General features: G+C 36.0%; 16 protein-coding genes. All 16 read left to right on the plus strand.

The features are described from left to right. Positions 1-521: 521 nt before the first annotated feature. The 16 genes from OMU_RS13055 to OMU_RS13130 all read left to right on the plus strand — a co-directional run bounded on the left by OMU_RS13055 (position 522) and on the right by OMU_RS13130 (position 17,179). Positions 522-899: a group II intron maturase-specific domain-containing protein gene (locus tag OMU_RS13055; RefSeq protein ID WP_034876169.1), complete on the plus strand. Its 378-nt coding sequence runs from the start codon at positions 522-524 to the stop codon at positions 897-899. A 159-nt stretch (positions 900-1,058) separates the two neighbouring features. Beyond that, the gene (locus OMU_RS13060) at positions 1,059-1,805 is read left to right on the plus strand and encodes a DeoR/GlpR family DNA-binding transcription regulator (protein ID WP_034876364.1); all 747 of its coding nucleotides are present in this window, start codon (positions 1,059-1,061) and stop codon (positions 1,803-1,805) included. Between the two features lie 70 nt (positions 1,806-1,875). Then, positions 1,876-2,691, plus strand: coding sequence for a Cof-type HAD-IIB family hydrolase (locus tag OMU_RS13065; RefSeq protein ID WP_016180370.1), 816 nt, complete (start codon positions 1,876-1,878; stop codon positions 2,689-2,691). Between the two features lie 39 nt (positions 2,692-2,730). Next, a complete protein-coding gene (locus OMU_RS13070) occupies positions 2,731-5,535 on the plus strand; it encodes a sigma-54-dependent transcriptional regulator (RefSeq protein WP_016180371.1) in 2,805 nt (934 codons plus the stop codon). 184 nt (positions 5,536-5,719) lie between these two features. After that, positions 5,720-6,157 carry a mannose/fructose/sorbose PTS transporter subunit IIA gene (locus OMU_RS13075; RefSeq protein ID WP_016180372.1) on the plus strand — a complete coding sequence of 146 codons (438 nt, stop codon included), beginning with the start codon at positions 5,720-5,722 and terminating at the stop codon, positions 6,155-6,157. Further along, on the plus strand, positions 6,154-6,645 hold the full coding sequence (locus tag OMU_RS13080; RefSeq protein WP_016180373.1) for a PTS sugar transporter subunit IIB: 492 nt from the start codon (positions 6,154-6,156) through the stop codon (positions 6,643-6,645). Before OMU_RS13075 ends, OMU_RS13080 begins: the two co-directional genes overlap by 4 nt. Positions 6,646-6,662: 17 nt before the next feature. Next, positions 6,663-7,457 carry a PTS mannose/fructose/sorbose transporter subunit IIC gene (locus tag OMU_RS13085; protein WP_016180374.1) on the plus strand — a complete coding sequence of 265 codons (795 nt, stop codon included), beginning with the start codon at positions 6,663-6,665 and terminating at the stop codon, positions 7,455-7,457. After that, positions 7,454-8,299: a mannose/fructose/sorbose PTS transporter subunit IID gene (locus tag OMU_RS13090; protein WP_164872413.1), complete on the plus strand. Its 846-nt coding sequence runs from the start codon at positions 7,454-7,456 to the stop codon at positions 8,297-8,299. Before OMU_RS13085 ends, OMU_RS13090 begins: the two co-directional genes overlap by 4 nt. 442 nt (positions 8,300-8,741) lie before the next feature. After that, a complete protein-coding gene (locus OMU_RS13095; RefSeq protein WP_016180376.1) occupies positions 8,742-9,605 on the plus strand; it encodes a helix-turn-helix domain-containing protein in 864 nt (287 codons plus the stop codon). Positions 9,606-9,726: 121 nt separating this feature from the next. Then, positions 9,727-10,836: an ABC transporter ATP-binding protein gene (locus OMU_RS13100; RefSeq protein ID WP_010740680.1), complete on the plus strand. Its 1,110-nt coding sequence runs from the start codon at positions 9,727-9,729 to the stop codon at positions 10,834-10,836. A 105-nt stretch (positions 10,837-10,941) separates the two neighbouring features. After that, entirely contained in the window at positions 10,942-11,508 is a 567-nt protein-coding gene (locus tag OMU_RS13105) for a DUF624 domain-containing protein (RefSeq protein WP_016180377.1), read from the plus strand. 206 nt (positions 11,509-11,714) lie between these two features. Beyond that, entirely contained in the window at positions 11,715-12,737 is a 1,023-nt protein-coding gene (locus tag OMU_RS13110) for a LacI family DNA-binding transcriptional regulator (RefSeq protein WP_016180378.1), read from the plus strand. A 10-nt stretch (positions 12,738-12,747) separates the two neighbouring features. Further along, entirely contained in the window at positions 12,748-14,052 is a 1,305-nt protein-coding gene (locus OMU_RS13115; RefSeq protein WP_016180379.1) for an ABC transporter substrate-binding protein, read from the plus strand. A gap of 19 nt (positions 14,053-14,071) precedes the next feature. Further along, a complete protein-coding gene (locus OMU_RS13120; protein ID WP_016180380.1) occupies positions 14,072-14,971 on the plus strand; it encodes a carbohydrate ABC transporter permease in 900 nt (299 codons plus the stop codon). Beyond that, entirely contained in the window at positions 14,971-15,807 is an 837-nt protein-coding gene (locus OMU_RS13125) for a carbohydrate ABC transporter permease (RefSeq protein ID WP_016180381.1), read from the plus strand. The genes OMU_RS13120 and OMU_RS13125 overlap by 1 nt, the downstream gene beginning before the upstream one ends. Positions 15,808-15,832: 25 nt before the next feature. After that, the gene (locus OMU_RS13130; RefSeq protein ID WP_233421616.1) at positions 15,833-17,179 is read left to right on the plus strand and encodes a glycoside hydrolase family 172 protein; all 1,347 of its coding nucleotides are present in this window, start codon (positions 15,833-15,835) and stop codon (positions 17,177-17,179) included. Positions 17,180-17,198: the final 19 nt, after the last annotated feature.

Genomic DNA, 17,198 nt, shown 5'->3' on the forward strand with positions numbered 1-17,198 from the left:
AAAGGAAAAAATTCCAAAGGAAGTAGTTCAATTTTTGGATGCAGGAGATGTTGCATTTGATCCTGAGAACGCTCCGCAATTTGATTGCGAAAAATGTGGTGGAGAGATGTATCCAGAATACTATAAGAACGTACTTGGATACGAATTTAGAATCAGTGATCGACAATAAAATGATTTATCTAAACAAAAAGTCCTCAGGAGCGGTTTTCTCCTGAGGTTTTCTTATGTGCGCCCTGCATGGGCAATAACTTGGTGGTGAAAGTCCACTACAGGCTTGGCAGTAGGAACTGTTAGTGAAAGGCAAGGTGGCAATCGTGAGGTTGTAGCTGAAGGAAGCCGGACGCAAACTCCTGAACTGACGAACAGAAACTGGATACAAGGCTGAATTAGGTTGGATAAGTCTGCATAACAAGATGAAGTCCAATACTGCCCGAAACCTATACAGTAAATCCAGCAGTTACATGGGAGGAAAGTTATTGCCCTTACCAGGGGAGGTCTTACGAGGGTGTAGTGTGAGTTGAATGATAACGAGCCAACACAATCGTGGTAGAAATGTGGCAGTTTTATTCAAGGAAATCAACCAACTGATGAATGGTTGGATAAACTATTATGGAATCAGTGAAATGAAAGGTTTCATGAATGAATTGAATGGATGGTTGAAGCGGAGAATCCGGCAGTATATCTGGAAACAGTGGAAGAATCCACGAACTAGAAGAAAGAATCTGATAGCGTTGGGTATCGAAAAGCAGAAAGCATTTGAGTGGTCGAATACAAGAAGAGGATTTTGGAAGATATCCAAAAGCCATGTACTCCACCGTTCGCTTACAGATAAAGAACTGGTATCACGAGGATATACGGATATATCCTTGAAATACCAGTTCATATACTTGAATTATTGAACCGCCGTATACGGGTCCGTACGTACGGTGGTGTGAGAGGGGTGCGAACCTAAGCGTTCGGACCTCTACTCGATTTATCGAAATACATAAAAACACTTAAAAAAACTTTTAAACGCTTATGGGAAATGTTACTATATGGATGAAAGCGAGGGGTTGAAATTGTATCAAGAGAAACGTCTCAAAAAAATTATGTTGATGCTGGAGGACAAAGGGGAGGTTAGCACCCAAGAAATCGTAGAGCAGTTTGGCATTTCCAGAGATACCGCTAGAAGAGATATTATCCAATTGGTTGAAAACGGAAAAGTAATCCGTACGCATGGTGGCATCATAATGCCTGAAGAAAAATTACAGGTTTTAAATTACTTTGAGCGATTAAATCAGCTTTCGCAGGAAAAACAAAGGATGGCTCAGCTTGCTGTAAAACAGATTCAACCGAACAGTGTCTGTTTCATCGATGTGTCAACAACACTTTTACAGGTAGCGCAAAATATAAAAGTACCTTGTCAAATTTACACCCACGCACTTGATAATGCATTTGTACTTGCAAATCAGCCCTTAATTAACTTGACCGTTTTAGGTGGAAAATTTGATGATAAGAACCGTTTTTTCTATGGTGAGGAAGCATTGGAACAAATAGGTCAAGTGAAGTTTGATCTAAGTCTAATTGGGGCTGCGAGTCTTGAAGAAGATGGTTTCTATTTTAAGGAAAAGCAGAACGCTAGAATTAAACGCAAAGTAATTCAACGAACGCGCAAGGTTGTTTTGATTTCAGAGCAGCAAAAATTTCAAAAACAGTCAACGTTCAGGGGTGGCGAATATGAAGATATTGACGTATTTATTACCGACCAAGAGCTAAAACCAAATCAATTAGCGTTGTTTGAAAAGAGTACCAATATCTTGTATTAGATGTGAAAATAACGAATCGTGTAGCTTCGGGAAGTCTTTTTAACTGATCAAAAGCATTAGGAGGGATAGTATGAGTACGATTAAGTTAGTTTTTAGTGACGTTGATGGGACCTTGCTGGATGAACGACATCAATTGACAGGTGAGACAAAAGAAATCATTCAAAGAATGAACAATGTTGGTATTCCAACAGTTTTAGCATCAGCAAGACCACCACTAGCGATGACGAAAGTAACGAAGGAGTTAGGGCTGAAAACGCCATTAGTTTGCTATAACGGTGCACTAATTGTTCGAGAAGAGAAGAACAAACAATTTGTATCACTGTATAGTTTACCAGTAGAACGCTTAGACGCATTGCTTATTTATAAACTAGTAAAACAGCATTGTGTGGATGTTAGTATTAGTGTTTATTCTGATGAACATTGGTATGTTGAAGCTCTCGATAGGTGGCACTGCCAAGAAGCCACCATCACTGAAATGCGGCCAAAAATAGTGAACTTAAAAGAATTCTTGAAAGACTATCATCCTGTCCATAAATTTTTATTAATGGGGAACCCAGAAACGCTAGAGATAGCAGAAGAGAAGCTAAGACAATCTGAACTCTTGGATGTTTCTTTTTATCGGTCGAAAGAAACCTATCTGGAAGTAACTCATCAGCAAGTTTCTAAATTGACAGCTATGAATTTGATTGCACAGGCGCTTCACGTTGATTTAAAAGAAATTTTAGCGATCGGTGATAACTATAATGATTTACCGATGCTTGTGAAAGCTGGTGTTGGTGTTGCAATGGGGAATGCGCCTGAAATAGTGAAACGTTCATCAGATATAGTAACTAGAGGAAATAATGAAAATGGCTTCTACCACGCATTGGCAACTTTTTTACATTAGGATATAATGAGAAAAAGTGTATCAATAATTGAGGTGTAGATGGTGAAACGGATCGATAAAGTGTATCAAAAATTGTTAGAAATTTGGCAGAACGTCTCAAAGGATCAGATTCTTTCTGGTGAGGGCAGTTCTGCACAAGAAATCGCTTCTGCTTTGCAATTGACTCGCTCTAATGCAAGTTTAGAACTTAATAAGCTAGTTCGGGCCCAGAAACTGATCAAGGTAAAGACTTATCCAGTGAAATATTTTCCAACTATACTCATTGAAGAACTATTTGAGACGACCATTTCGCAAGAAACAGAAGTGAAAAGCCTACAAGAGTTACTAGCTTTTGATCACAAAAATAAATCTGTAAAAGTTCAAAGGATAAAGAAAAATCCTTTTGATCGTGTAATTGGTCATGATGGAAGTTTGAAAAAACCGATTTCGCAAGCCAAGGCGGCGGTATATTACCCTCCTTTTGGCTTACATATGTTGTTGTTAGGTCCTACCGGGTCAGGGAAAACTTTTTTTGCGAATCGAATCTTTGAATACGCGAAGTATGAAAATATATTACCAGAAGAAGCTCCCTTTGAAAGTTTCAATTGTGCTGATTACTATCATAATCCACAGCTACTGTTGTCACATCTTTTCGGCTATTGCAAAGGAGCGTTTACCGGTGCTGATGAAGATCATGCAGGTTTAGTTGAACAAGTGGATGGTGGAATTTTATTACTAGATGAAGTGCATCGTTTACCACCAGAAGGACAGGAAATGCTTTTTTATTTCATCGATAACGGAACCTTTAATCGATTAGGTGAAAATAACGTAAAACGGTATGCTAAGGTATTGATAATCTGTGCAACAACAGAAAATCCTTCTTCAGCTTTATTAGGGACTTTTCTTAGAAGAATTCCAATGACGATTATGATTCCTTCCTTACGGGAGCGTTCAATAAAGGAGCGAGTGGAATTAATCAAGTTCTTATTTGGAAATGAGTCCAAGCGTATACAAAAAACGATGCGAATTAATATTGATGTATTTAGCGCTTTGATTCAAGCCGCGAATTTTGGTAATGTTGGTCAATTGAAATCACATATACAACTAATTTGTGCACAGGCTTTTCTTAACAATTTACATCAAACTGAGGAGATCGAGATTCGTTTACGCGATTTGCCCGCCGAAATCCAATCTGATTGGGCATCAAGTCGTACCAATCTCGAAAAAGCCAAGGAATTGTCAGGCTTGATCAGTGTGATGACCGTGATCTATCCAGAAGAACAAGCCAGTTTGTCGAATGAAGAGTTCAATGAGTTTAATATCTATGAATCAATTGAAGAAAAAGTCAAGGTATTAAAGGACCAAGGAATTGATGAAGAGAATATTCACCAATATATTTTAACAGACTTGCATCTATATATACGCAATTTTGTGAAAGAAAACAGTGCGAATTATAATTTGTTAAAATTTGTCGATAAAAAGATACCCATGTTTGCTGAAGGTTTGAAAAAAATTGCTGAAAGAGAGTTGGATTGCCATTTTGATCGTCGTTTTATTTACTACATTGGTATGCACATTGATGCGTATCTAAAGCGGGGAAAACAATCCAACATCTTAATTGATAGTGAGATTGAAGAAGTCAAGCGTGAGCACGATAAGGAGTATCAAGTCGCTTTATTATTTAAACAAGAAATCAAGAATGAATTCAATCTTTTGATTCCTGAAATTGAAGTCATTTATTTAACGATGTTGATTGCATCCATTGAAACACTTGATGAAACCCAAAAGGTGAGTGTTTTAGTCGTAGCTCATGGGAATACTACTGCTACTTCAATGGTAGAGGTGGCTACTGATCTTTTAGGAGCAGCACCAATCGAAGCGTTAAATATGCCTTTGACGCTTTCACCACAAGAATTATTTGAAGCGATGGTTGAAAAAGTCAAAGCGCTTGACTGCGGAAAAGGGGTCTTGATGTTGGTGGACATGGGATCACCGGCGATGATGGGAGAACGATTGGAACAGACAAGCGGTGTTAAAATTAAAACGATTCCTAACGTAACTACTTCGATTGTGCTTGATGTTGTTCGAAAAATTAACTATATGGATCTTGATTTGAATGCAGTTTATGATTCAGTAAAAAAGGATTTTTTTGCTTCAATCCATTTGCATGATGATAGTCGAGGTAAACCTAAAGCGATTTTGTCAATTTGTACAACCGGTAGTGGAACAGCAAAGAAAATTGAGGGCTTAATTACAAATATTATCTATGATTCAACAGACGATACCATTCAAGTGTTAACGGTTTCTGCATTAAAATTGAAAGAAAAAATTCCAGAACTTTTAGAAAAATTTCAAATAATTGCTAGCGTGGGTACGAAAGATCCGAAGATAGATGCACCTCACATTTCTTTGGAGTACTTAATTGAAGGTACTGGAGAAGAGATATTAAAACAGGTGATTGGTGTAACAAACCTACCGTTGGATAAAACTGGTCAGAAGAATATCGTAGTCAAGGATCTGTGTGAAGACACACTGAAAACATACCTAGTATATCTGAATCCATACCATGTAACTGATATGCTTTTAGAGTGGGTTTCAGATTTGGGATCAGTATTAGGTGTTTCATTTCCTAATTCACAAATTATTAAGCTAGTTGTTCACACGGCTTTTGTGTTTGAGCGCGTAATTAAACAGACGCCATTGAGTTTTGAGGAGAATGTCTCCAAAGAAGTATTAGAGATACTAGATCATGTGGAAGAGAGCTTACGACGGATTGAGGAAGGATTACAATTGAAAGTTTCAAAAGATGAAAAAATTTTTATAGCAGAAATGTTAATAGATGATAAAAGTGTTTCAGAACTGTAGAGAGTGTTTTAAAACTAGTAAGGGTAAAAAGCAAGCGTTTCAGAAAGTGTTTTGTTTTCTGATATACTTGCTCTTTTTTTTAATAAAAATGGATTGGTAGAACAATATTTAGAAGGATATATGAATTTTGAAACACTGTTTGGCACACAAATTGCAATATTTATTGTAGAGAGGAGAGAAGTAGATGACAGCAATTATTGTAAGTGGACATGGCCACTTATCCACCGGATTATTAGATGCTTTTCAAATGATTTTTGGTAAAGATGAAAAGATAGTTGCAATTCCCTTTTTAAAGGGAGAAGGAATTCCGCAGTTACAAGAAAAATTTCAACAACAGTTGGAACAGTTTCCCCCGGAAGAAGAAGTCTTATTCATGGTAGATGTCTTCGGAGGAACCCCGTATAATTCAGCGACACAATTGGTTTTTGACAAAAAAAACATGGATATTGTAACTGGTGTGAATCTTCCGGTACTTTTGGAAGCTGGTGCTTTGAAAGAAGCCCTATCCATTTCAGATTTAATAGGTGCATTGAAAACTATCAATCAAGAAAGTTTCAAAGTATTTTCGGAACAGATTAAAGTAATTCAAGAACAAGAAACTGAGGAGGATGATTTACTGTGAACATTGTATTAGCAAGAATTGATGATCGTTTTATTCATGGACAAGTATTAACCAAGTGGGTAAAGTTACGACCTGCTGAAAGAATTATTATTGTATCTGATGGTGTGGCGAATGATGAAATGCGTAAAACATTGGTTTTGTCAGTCGCACCTGCAAATATGAAGGCCAGTGCTGTAACAGTGGACAAGATGATTCGGGCATATCATTCTCCTCGATATGAAAATACAACGGCATTTTTATTATTTGAAAAGCCAGAAGATATTGTTCGATTGGTTGAAGGTGGAGTGGATTTGAAGGAAGTAAATGTTGGTGGAATGCGCTTTGAAAAAGATCGTATACACATTACGAAAGCAGTGAGTGTGGACGAAAACAATGTCACGGCATTTAGACAGTTGTCAAATCTCGGAGTAAAACTGGAGATGCGTCAATTACCTGGTGATAATAGCGCTGATTTTTCCAAAGTATTGGAAACCGAGTTAACAAAATAGCAGAAGGAGTGATAAATATGAATGGATTACAAATAATTCTGCTCTTAATCGTAGCGGGAATCTGTGGGATGGGAAGCGTTCTTGACGAAGCGCAAACACATCGTCCATTAGTGGCATGTACGTTGGTAGGACTTGTTTTGGGAGATATAACTACTGGTATTATACTTGGTGGTACATTGGAAATGATGGCGTTAGGTTGGATGAATGTTGGACTTGCTATGGCGCCGGATACAGCGATCGCGTCAGTTATCTCTACTATCTTAGTTATCACAGCTAATCAGGGAATTGGAGAAGGAATCGCAATAGCTGTACCATTAGCAGCTGCTGGTCAAGCACTGACCATTTTTGTCCGGACAATCACAGTTTTCTTTGTCCATAAGGCAGATAACTATGCAGCGGAAGGTAATTTTCGTGGAATAGAAGCGATGCATTTGTTAGCTCTAGCCATGCAGGCCCTTCGAGTAATGATTCCGACGTTGATTATTTCTATGATTAGCGCACAAGCAGTAAGCAACTTCTTAAATAGTATTCCAGAGGTGATTACTGGAGGTTTACAAATCGGTGGAGGCATCATTGTGGTGGTTGGTTATGCTATGGTGATCAATATGATGGATGTTCCAAATCTAAAACCATTCTTCTACATTGGTTTCTTATTCGCTGCCTTTACAAATTTCAATCTTGTTGGATTTGGTGGTCTAGGATTATGCTTCGCTCTATTATTTATTCAGTTGAAATACAACAACAGCAATAAAACAGTAGTTGCGACAGAGCAAGCAGCTATGACCTACGATGATGACGATTTAGATGCATGATAGAGAGGGGAAAAAAGATGGGAAATAAAGCAGTAACAAAAAGAGACTTACACAGCATGTTTTGGCGTTCAAACCTTTTACTCGGATCATTTAACTTTGAGAGGGTTCAAAATATGGGATTCTGTTTCGTGATGATTCCAGCAATAAAAAGACTTTATGCTCCTGGAAAGGAACGGAATGAAGCCTTACAACGTCATTTAGAATGGTTTAATACACAGCCTTGGCTGACGGCTCCAATATTTGGTGTAGTTACCGCGATGGAGGAAGAAAAGTCAAACAAGAAAAACCTTCCTGGAAGTTCAATTGCCGCAATGAAAATTGGATTGATGGGGCCTTTAGCAGGTGTGGGTGATCCAATTTTTTGGGGAACGGCACGACCAGTACTAGCAGCATTAGGTGCGTCATTGGCATTGAGTGGTAGTATGGGAGGTCCGTTGTTATTCTTTGTCGCAATCAATGTTATCCGTTTAGCAACCAAATATTTTGGTTTAACCTTAGGCTATGAAAAGGGTAATGAAATCATTAAAGAGATGGCTGGCGATCGTATCAAGAAATTGACTGAAGGAGCCTCGATCGTTGGGTTGTTCGTAATGGGAGCATTGGTCAATAAGTGGACTACAATTAACATTCCAATTGTTGCAACGAAGATTACTAATGACAGTGGTAAGGTAGTTACACAAACTGTTCAGGATGTTTTAGATAGTATTATGCCAGGATTGTTGGCATTACTTTTGACCTTATTTGTTTCATGGTTATTAAAGAAAAATGTTAGTCCACTGTTAATCATTATTGCAATTTTTATTGTTGGAATACTTGGCAAAGGCTTTGGCTTTTTAGGATAGTTAGTATTTTCTTTGACAAAACCTTAATGCTCATACCTATGGATCGTATCAAACGTGATTTATAGAAAAAGAATTACTTTGTGAGATAAAATAATAGTCAAAGATTAGATAGAAAATCTGTTAGCTATGACATAAGAAAAAAGAGATTTTGCAGCGTATTACTTTTTCGGTTACCGATGATAAGTGTTGTTTTATCTTTAAATACGTTTATACTACCATGAAGCCCAGTCATTTAAGTTGATGATTGGGCTTTTTCTTTACAGAAAGTTTCGGTAATGGTTGGAATAAAAGTAATTTATACTGTAAATGCGACGATTTTCATATTATTTGTATTGATTAATAATTTCAATCTCGTTTTCGTAGCGATATTGAAATTATTATCAGATTTATTTATTATGAAAAGAAGATGCGGAGTTTGATTACCGAAGAGGAGGTGAAGAATATGGAAAGGATGAGTTTTAAAGAAATCCAAGCTATTTATCCAAAAGCAATGTTGTTAAAAAAAGGTCCATTCTCCAGTGAAACCGTAAACGTTCCAATTTTAGATGGGTATGCATGTTTCTTGAGGGAAGATTTAACTGAACGAGAACTTCTCTTGTTTTCTAGATTAAATCAAGGTCAATCAATCAACAAAAAAAGACATCCTTGGTATGAGATTTTGTTTGAGAACAAACAAAATACAGAGGATGGTGAATTCCGGATAATCCAAGTTTATATGAAACATTTAGAAGACTCTCAGAAAGAAAGCATCTTGAAAGAAATACGAGAGATATTTCCGAATTCTGTAGACCTTTTTTTCTATCAACAATTTTTATTAATAGTTGAAAAGAGAGGTCTAGATAATTTACTTGTGAATGATTTAGAGGGGATTTTTCTTGCTTTAGATATGGATTTTGATTTTTCAACAAGGCTTTTTTTAGGATCGTTTCATGTATGGAAACATGATTTTAGCCAATTATTTCGTGAAGAAAAGAAAGCATTCATTGATTCTTTGAAAAAGAATTTTAGCGTGAAATGTTTGGAACTATCCGATTGCATAATTTCTGTCTTTTCTAACCAGATTGCTAGTGAGAGTGGACTCTTATTGTCATTATATCAAGACTGGTTTGATGATGAAGAAATGAGACATTTAATTAGAGTATTATGGGAACAACAAGGTAATTTTAGTTCAGCAGCAAAAGAATTGTTTATGCATCGGAACTCGCTACTTTATAAAATTGATAAATTTCAAGAACGAACGATGCTCAATCTAAAAAATAATAATTCTCTTTTTTTATGCTATTTACTCGTCTCGCTTTTTTCTTGAGGGACTTTTCCGTTTGGATATTTTACCTAGTAATCAACTTTTATTTTAGGCAGGTTGACGATGAAATATACAGCGCTTTCATTTATGGTATTTTATATCAAATAGAAATGGAGGACTATTGATGACAGAATTATCATTGAAACATATTTATAAAAAATACGAGAACAATGACAATTATTCTGTAACTGATTTCAATCTTGAAATAGCAGATAGGGAGTTTATTGTTTTTGTAGGACCATCTGGATGTGGTAAATCGACTACTTTAAGGATGGTTGCAGGTCTTGAGAGTATTTCTGAAGGCGAATTTCTCATTAATGGAGAAAGAATGAATGAGGTTGCGCCAAAGGACCGAGATATAGCGATGGTATTTCAAAACTATGCGCTGTATCCACATATGACAGTTTTTGATAATATGGCTTTTGGCTTAAAGTTACGGAAATTTGATAAAGACGAGATCAAAAAGAGAGTGGAGAATGCGGCAGAAATATTAGGCTTGACCGATTACTTGAATAAAAAGCCAGCCTCATTATCTGGTGGACAAAGACAGCGAGTAGCCCTTGGAAGAGCTATCGTTCGTGATGCAAAGGTTTTTCTGATGGATGAGCCTTTATCAAATTTAGATGCAAAATTGAGAGTTGCTATGCGCGCAGAAATTGCTAAGCTTCACCAGCGTTTAAATACGACTACTATTTATGTTACACATGATCAAACAGAGGCGATGACTATGGCTGATCGTATTGTAATTATGAAAGATGGTATCGTTCAGCAGATTGGATCACCCCAAGAAGTCTACAATAAACCAAAAAATGTTTTTGTAGCTAGTTTTATCGGCTCACCAGCTATGAATTTCTTTGATGTTACTCTTACTAATGGATATATCACAGATGGTAATGATTTGCGCTTGCGTGTTGCAGAAGGGAAATACAAAGTTTTAAAGGCCAAAGGGTATGAAGGTAAGAAGTTGATTTTCGGAATTCGTCCAGAAGATATCCACGCAGAACCGATTGCAATAGAAGTAACTCCAGACTCAACAGTGATTGCAGAAGTTGTTGTTTCTGAATTATTGGGTGCTGAAACAATGCTGTATTCAAAAGTAGGAACAACTGAGTTTGTATCCAAAGTAGATGCACGCGACTTTTTAGAACCAAAGGAGAAAATAAAACTAGCGTTTAATGGTAGTAAGGCTCATTTCTTTGATATAGAAACTGAGGAAGTTATTTCGATTCCTTAAATGTTACTCGTTGATCGTTTGTTTGAAGGGGATGGCTCATTTGGTTATTGTGCCTCAGGTTAAGAGTAATTTATTGTTGCGACAATATAAGTAAGGTGGAAAAATATGGATATTAAGCGGTTTACTAAATTTCATAGACTTTTTGAATTGGTTTATCAATTAATTGTGTTGAATCTTCTCTTCATCATTGGGGTACTTTTTGGCGGAATTATTTTTGGTATCTTACCTAGCGGATATAACCTTGTTCAAGGAATAGGTAGGATAAACGATGGGGAAGAAATAAGGGCGAAGGATTTTTTTAAGGGATTTAAAGAATCTTTTTTTCCGATAAACACTTCCTGTTCTATGCTGTTGCTCTTGATTATTATTTGGTTTGTTCAGTTTGTGCTACTTGGACAATTTTTCAATAGCGTGTATTTCATCATGACGGGAGCAATGTTACTACTTTTGGTGGTTTATGCAGCAAACACACCTATCCATAATAAAAAAAACAATTTTAAAAGACTAGTCGGTATTTTCTTAATCAATCCTAAACTTAATTTCTATTTGTTACTATTGAGTTGTATTTTTCTGTATGTAAACGACCATATTTCAGGTTTATGGTTATTTCTGAGTTTTTCTTCTTTCCAATATTTTTTTGAAAAGGCAAAAAAGACTTTACTAAGAGTATGAAAGGTAGTAGAATGAAATCGAAATCAAGAAAGCGCTATCTAAAAGAATGTATTTTTTTAGGGCTTCATTTAATCGATTAAATAATTATTTTTTTACTTTTCTATTTAATCGATTAAATAAAATCTAAATGCTTACATTTCAGTTTTGATTCACGTTGATTATAAATATAAAGACTTGATTAAACGATTAAATAGAGGTGGAGAGATTTGAAAAAAGCAACTATTAAAGACGTTGCACGATTAGCCAAAGTTTCTACTGCAACTGTCTCAAACGTCATGAATAATTCACGATTTGTACAGCAGGATACAAGAGAAAAAGTATTGAAATCAATGGAAATATTAAATTATCGACCAAGCAATCTAGCGAAATCAATGAAAGGTGTTGGCTCAAAAGTAATCGGACTAATTATCCCTTCACAAGAACAGGATTCTTCTTCAGAATTATTTTCTACTTTAGCTTCAGGAGTCGAAAGTGAATTACAAAAAGCCGGTTACCAACTAATAATTGCCAATTCTCATGAAAGAGTAACCGAGGAACAGAGTCGTTTAGAATTGTTCAATTCTAGTATGATCGAATATGTGGATGGGATAATAATTGCCCCCACTTCAGGACTATTAAAGAATATTGATCAGATCGCATCAAATACGACATTGCCAATTGTTTTCGTTGATAGGAAACCAAACGATTTAGAACGATATGATGTTGTTTATACAAATAACTATTCAGTAACACTGGAGTTATTAGAAGGTATTGTGGATCGTGGATATGAAGATATCATTTTTATCTCAGGCCCAACAGACGTTTCATCTACGATTGAACGAAATACGGCATATGAAAAAATTTTCTATAAACTCAATGGAAATAAAGAACCAAAAAGGTTTGAAACAATTTCATCTTTTGAAGCGGGATATAGAATAGGAAAGGAGGTAGTAGCTTCATTTGAAGAAAAAAGATCTGCCATCTTATTTGGAAATAATACGATAGCTATGGGGACTATCAAGTATCTAATTGATCATGGAATTTCAATTCCCACTGACGTGGGGATAGCAGTTTACGATGACTATTCTTGGATGGAAATAGCCCAAACACCCTTGACCGCAATCAGACAACCAGCATTTGAGATGGGAAGAGAATCAGCAAAATTAATTTTGGATAGTATAAACAATCAAGAACATGCAACGAAAAGAGTAGAGATACCATCAAAAATTATCGAAAGAAAATCATTATGAGGTGAAAAAAATGAAACGGAAATTGATTAGTATTGGTTTTGCATTAACAGTCCTATTAACTTTAGCAGCATGTGGCAATAAGGGAGGCGATTCAGCTAAAGAAGATGGTAAAACGACCATTGATTTTGCTATCCATGTTGCTAATCCAGCAGATCAAGAACCAGCTTTTAATGCAGTTGTTGAAGCATTTAAAAAGGAAAATCCGGAAATTGATATCAATTTGGAGGGCAAAGAGCAATCAGAACATGTTAAAAATATGAAAATGCGGTCTCAATCTGATAAGCTTCCAGATATTTTTTGGATGTTACCAGCTTCGGCTAAAGAGCTTCAGGAAGCTGGAGTATTAGCTGATTTATCTGATTTTTTGAAAGATAACAAAGACATTAAGGATTCATTTGATGGGCGTGAGAATATGATCGATCCGTTCAAGGATGGTAAGAATCAATACGGAATGCCTTATCAACCTTTAGTAACAGGTTTGTACTACAATAAGAAAGTTTTATCTGACAATGGATTTGAAAAACCAGAAACCTTTGAAGACTTGATGAAAATAGCGAAAACACTTGATGAAAAGGATATTGTGACGATCTCTAAAGGTGCAAAAGATAGTTATTCTGTTTGGGCTTTTCTCATTATGCTATCACGCTATGGGTATTTAGATAAGGTGGATGATATTTTAGCTGGTAAAGAAAAGTACAATAATAAAGATTTCATTCACTATTATGAAAAGATTGCCGAGCTTCGTGATGCGGGAGCATTTCCTAAAAATGTGAGTACACAATCCTATTTCCAAGCAGTTGAACAGTTTACTACTGGAAAATCAGCAATGTTGGATTCTGGCTCTTGGGATGTACAAAAGATTGAGTCTAGTGATGTTGGTAGTGATGTTGGTTTTTGGTGGGGGCCTACTTTTAATGATGGCGTTGGCAATCAATACTTAAGTTCTATCGTTCCATCCGCTCCATTGGTAGTGAGCAAGGCTGCTTTTGAAGATAAAGATAAAAAAGCTGCCATCGAGAAATTTTTAGCATTTTACTATGGTCAAGAAGGTATTCAAATTATGGTTGATAATAAAATTCCTCCAATGACTAACATCTCTGTTGAAGTAGATGAAAAGGAATCTCCTGTATTTGCAGACATTATCAATAATATGGAGGATTCTAAATGGACAAGCCAAGAAAATCAACCTGATTTAGTTGTATCTGAATCAATTGGGAATGCAATGTATGACAGTATTTACGGTGTTATTGTAGGTAACTATACTCCTGAAGAAGCTGCAAAGGTTGTACAGAATAGAATAGACGATACAAAATAAAGTATAGAGGTGATTTGTTATGAAATGGTATAGTTCAACCCGTAATAAAGTCATTCTGATACTGCCTACATTGTTGCTTTACTTAGTTTATATTATTGCGCCTATATTTATTGCTGCATATTATAGTTTTACAAAATTTTCAGGTATAGGGCAGCCTCAATTCGTTGGTATTTCAAATTATCTGAGATTATTTAAAGACCCAATTTTCATTATTGCCTTAAAAAATACAATCATTGTCTTGCTAGTCACCATTTTGATTTTAATTCCGGGAGCTTTTCTGTTATCCCTGCTAATGAATCGGAATATGAAAGGGCTAACACTTGTCCGGGCAATCAACTATGCACCATCGATCGTAGCACCTATCATGGTCGGATTGATCTGGGTCTTCATTTTAGATCCGAAAATTGGGCTTATCAACGTTCTATTAGACAAAGCTGGTTTGTCCAGTCTTGCATTAGAATGGATTGGAGGAGACAAACTGACGCCATTTTCAGTTGCAATCGTTCAAAGTTGGCAGTCATTGGGGTATATAGCAACAATCTTTTTAGCTGGTTTGACCTTAATACCCGAGGAACTATATGAGGCAGCAGATATTGATGGTGCAACAGGTTTTCAGAAAGTAGTAAACATTACAATTCCCATGCTAAATGAGACATTCAAGATGAATTTGATCTTGGTTATTACCTTGGTTTTCAAGATATTCGAGACGGTCCTACAGCTGACCAATGGTGGCCCCAATCATTTATCTGAGGTCCTCGTCACCTATATGTACGGAATGACATTTACATCAGGCGAATATGGATATGGTATGTCCATTGCAGTCATGACATTAATAGTTACCTTTACGTGTGCCGGAATGATTTTTGGAGTATTTACAATAGTAAAGAAATTTAGAGAAAAGGAGTTGAATAGTAACTAATGGATACCAAAAAAGATAAAAATATTTTTTTAAGTGGTATTACTTATTTGATTACATTAATTATTATGGTTCCATTTCTTTGGATGATATTACTTTCATTTAAGGACAGTTCAGCCATTTTAACAGACACCCTTTCACTACCTAAATCATTAGATTTATCGAATTTTAATCGGGCATTTGAAACCTTAGATTTCAAGTTGATTTATAAGAATACATTTATTATTGCCGTTGTAGCGATCTTTTTTGAAATGATCATCACGTACATGAGTTCGTTTGCTTTAAGCAGATTTGTCTTTAAGAAAAAAAAGATCAGTCAAGCCTTATACCTATTATTCATAAGTGGGCAAGCAATTCCGCCATTTATTCTATTGTTTCCGGTTTATCGGTTGACGATAGCTGCTGGGATTGAAAATACGTATCTATCTTTGATTTTACCTTATATCGCAACATCAATCGGGTTTAATACGTTACTATTCACTGGTTTTTTAAAGGAGTTTCCAAGTGAGTTGGAAGAAGCTGCATTGCTGGATGGCTGTAATTTATTTGAGTTATGTTGGAAAGTTGTTTTTCCAGTAGTTAAACCAGTAGTTGTAACTATCTTTATTTTTAATATTCTATACATTTGGAATGAATATCCATTTGCAGCAACTTTAATTAGTGATAGCTCAAAAATGACTATTCCATTGGCAATTTCAGAATTTAAAGGGCGATACAATATCGATTATGGTGGAATTGTCGCAGCAAGTATTTTACTAATTATCCCACAATTGACTTTCTACGCAATTTTCCAGAAGAAAATTATCAAAGGAATGACTGCTGGAGCAGTTAAAGGATAAAAATTTTAAACTAAGCGAGGAATTTATGATGAACAATTATTCAAATGGAAACATGCAAGCTTTAACAAAAACAGCGGAGGCGCGATCTGCAAGAGTCTCTAGTTACGATCACAGTGGAAAAAATCAAGACTATTGGATGATTCCTCCAGGTGAATCTATTACATTAGGGGAAATCGATGGTCCAGGATGTATTACTCACATTTGGATGACCTCTTTTTGTAGAAAAATTATGGGCCCAAGTATTGTTGATCCTGTTTTAGGAAGCAATGTTGCTCCAGCAAATGAGATCCATAATGCTTTAGGGATTACCTGGGAGGAACAAGACCCGTTTTACTATAGAAAAGCTTTGATCAAAATTACTTGGGATGATCAAGATACTCCAAGTGTTTTAGCACCATTAGGTGATTTCTTCTGTGTAGGACATTCATTGCCAGGTAATTTTGAATCCATGCCTTTTAATGTATCGGTAAAACCTGAAGAGGCTGGAAAGTTCGGAGCTCCATGTGCTTTGAATTGCTTTTTCCCTATGCCATTTAATAAAAAAGCGAAAATCGAAATTATTAATGAAAATGAATTGCCATTTGCTTTGTATTTTTATGTTGATTATGAGTTGTATAAAGAAGAACTTCCAGAAGAGACAGTTTATTTTCATGCTAATTGGAAAAGAAATAATCCGAATAATGGCTGGGGAAATGGGCTGCAAACCAATAGTCCTGACGTTCAAGCCATTAGTAATTTATCTGGTGAAGATAATTATGTTTTATTGGAAACCGAAGGAAAAGGTCATTATGTAGGGTGTAACTTATCAGTCAACCATTTCCAAGGTAGCTGGTGGGGTGAAGGTGATGACATGATTTTTATTGATGGGGAGGAAATGCCAAGTATTAATGGAACAGGTACAGAAGATTATTTTAGTTTTGCTTGGGGAATGCAGAAGAATCACTTTCTATATAATGGAACGATTATTCATGAAGGAGATATGCCTGGCTATACTGTTGCCTATAGATTCCATATTGCTGATCCAATCCATTTTTCAGAAAAAATAAAAGTAACTATTGAACATGGTCATGCGAATCATTTATCAGATGACTGGTCTTCCACAGCCTATTGGTATCAAACTATTCCATCACCAACTCTAGATATTTTGCCAGTAGAAGAGCGACTTCCGATTGTCGCGACATTATCAAAACCAGTACAGAAAGAGACGCCAGCATTAACAGTTGAACAAGAACAAGCCTTTGCTGATGCAAAAGCGCGAGAAGACTATTATCGGTCGGAAAAAGAAAAACAAATGAAGTTAAAATATAAAAAGACCCACCAAGCGATGAAGGAGAATTTAGAGGATATTCGACGGGTAAAAAATACACTATAAATAATAAAAGTTTGATAGT

It is taken from the genome of Enterococcus avium ATCC 14025, from assembly GCF_000406965.1.
Taxonomy (GTDB): Bacteria; Bacillota; Bacilli; order Lactobacillales; family Enterococcaceae; genus Enterococcus_A; species Enterococcus_A avium.

What these genes read in the sequence shown, in the direction of transcription:
- OMU_RS13105 (WP_016180377.1), top strand. Translation starts at nt 10,942, where the DNA reads ATGGATATTAAGCGGTTTACTAAATTTCATAGACTTTTTGAATTGGTT.
- OMU_RS13085 (WP_016180374.1), top strand. Translation starts at nt 6,663, where the DNA reads ATGAATGGATTACAAATAATTCTGCTCTTAATCGTAGCGGGAATCTGT.
- OMU_RS13075 (WP_016180372.1), top strand. Translation starts at nt 5,720, where the DNA reads ATGACAGCAATTATTGTAAGTGGACATGGCCACTTATCCACCGGATTA.
- OMU_RS13090 (WP_164872413.1), top strand. Translation starts at nt 7,454, where the DNA reads ATGATAGAGAGGGGAAAAAAGATGGGAAATAAAGCAGTAACAAAAAGA.
- OMU_RS13065 (WP_016180370.1), top strand. Translation starts at nt 1,876, where the DNA reads ATGAGTACGATTAAGTTAGTTTTTAGTGACGTTGATGGGACCTTGCTG.
- OMU_RS13100 (WP_010740680.1), top strand. Translation starts at nt 9,727, where the DNA reads ATGACAGAATTATCATTGAAACATATTTATAAAAAATACGAGAACAAT.
- OMU_RS13130 (WP_233421616.1), top strand. Translation starts at nt 15,833, where the DNA reads ATGATGAACAATTATTCAAATGGAAACATGCAAGCTTTAACAAAAACA.
- OMU_RS13125 (WP_016180381.1), top strand. Translation starts at nt 14,971, where the DNA reads ATGGATACCAAAAAAGATAAAAATATTTTTTTAAGTGGTATTACTTAT.
- OMU_RS13055 (WP_034876169.1), top strand. Translation starts at nt 522, where the DNA reads ATGATAACGAGCCAACACAATCGTGGTAGAAATGTGGCAGTTTTATTC.
- OMU_RS13095 (WP_016180376.1), top strand. Translation starts at nt 8,742, where the DNA reads ATGGAAAGGATGAGTTTTAAAGAAATCCAAGCTATTTATCCAAAAGCA.
- OMU_RS13120 (WP_016180380.1), top strand. Translation starts at nt 14,072, where the DNA reads ATGAAATGGTATAGTTCAACCCGTAATAAAGTCATTCTGATACTGCCT.
- OMU_RS13070 (WP_016180371.1), top strand. Translation starts at nt 2,731, where the DNA reads ATGGTGAAACGGATCGATAAAGTGTATCAAAAATTGTTAGAAATTTGG.
- OMU_RS13115 (WP_016180379.1), top strand. Translation starts at nt 12,748, where the DNA reads ATGAAACGGAAATTGATTAGTATTGGTTTTGCATTAACAGTCCTATTA.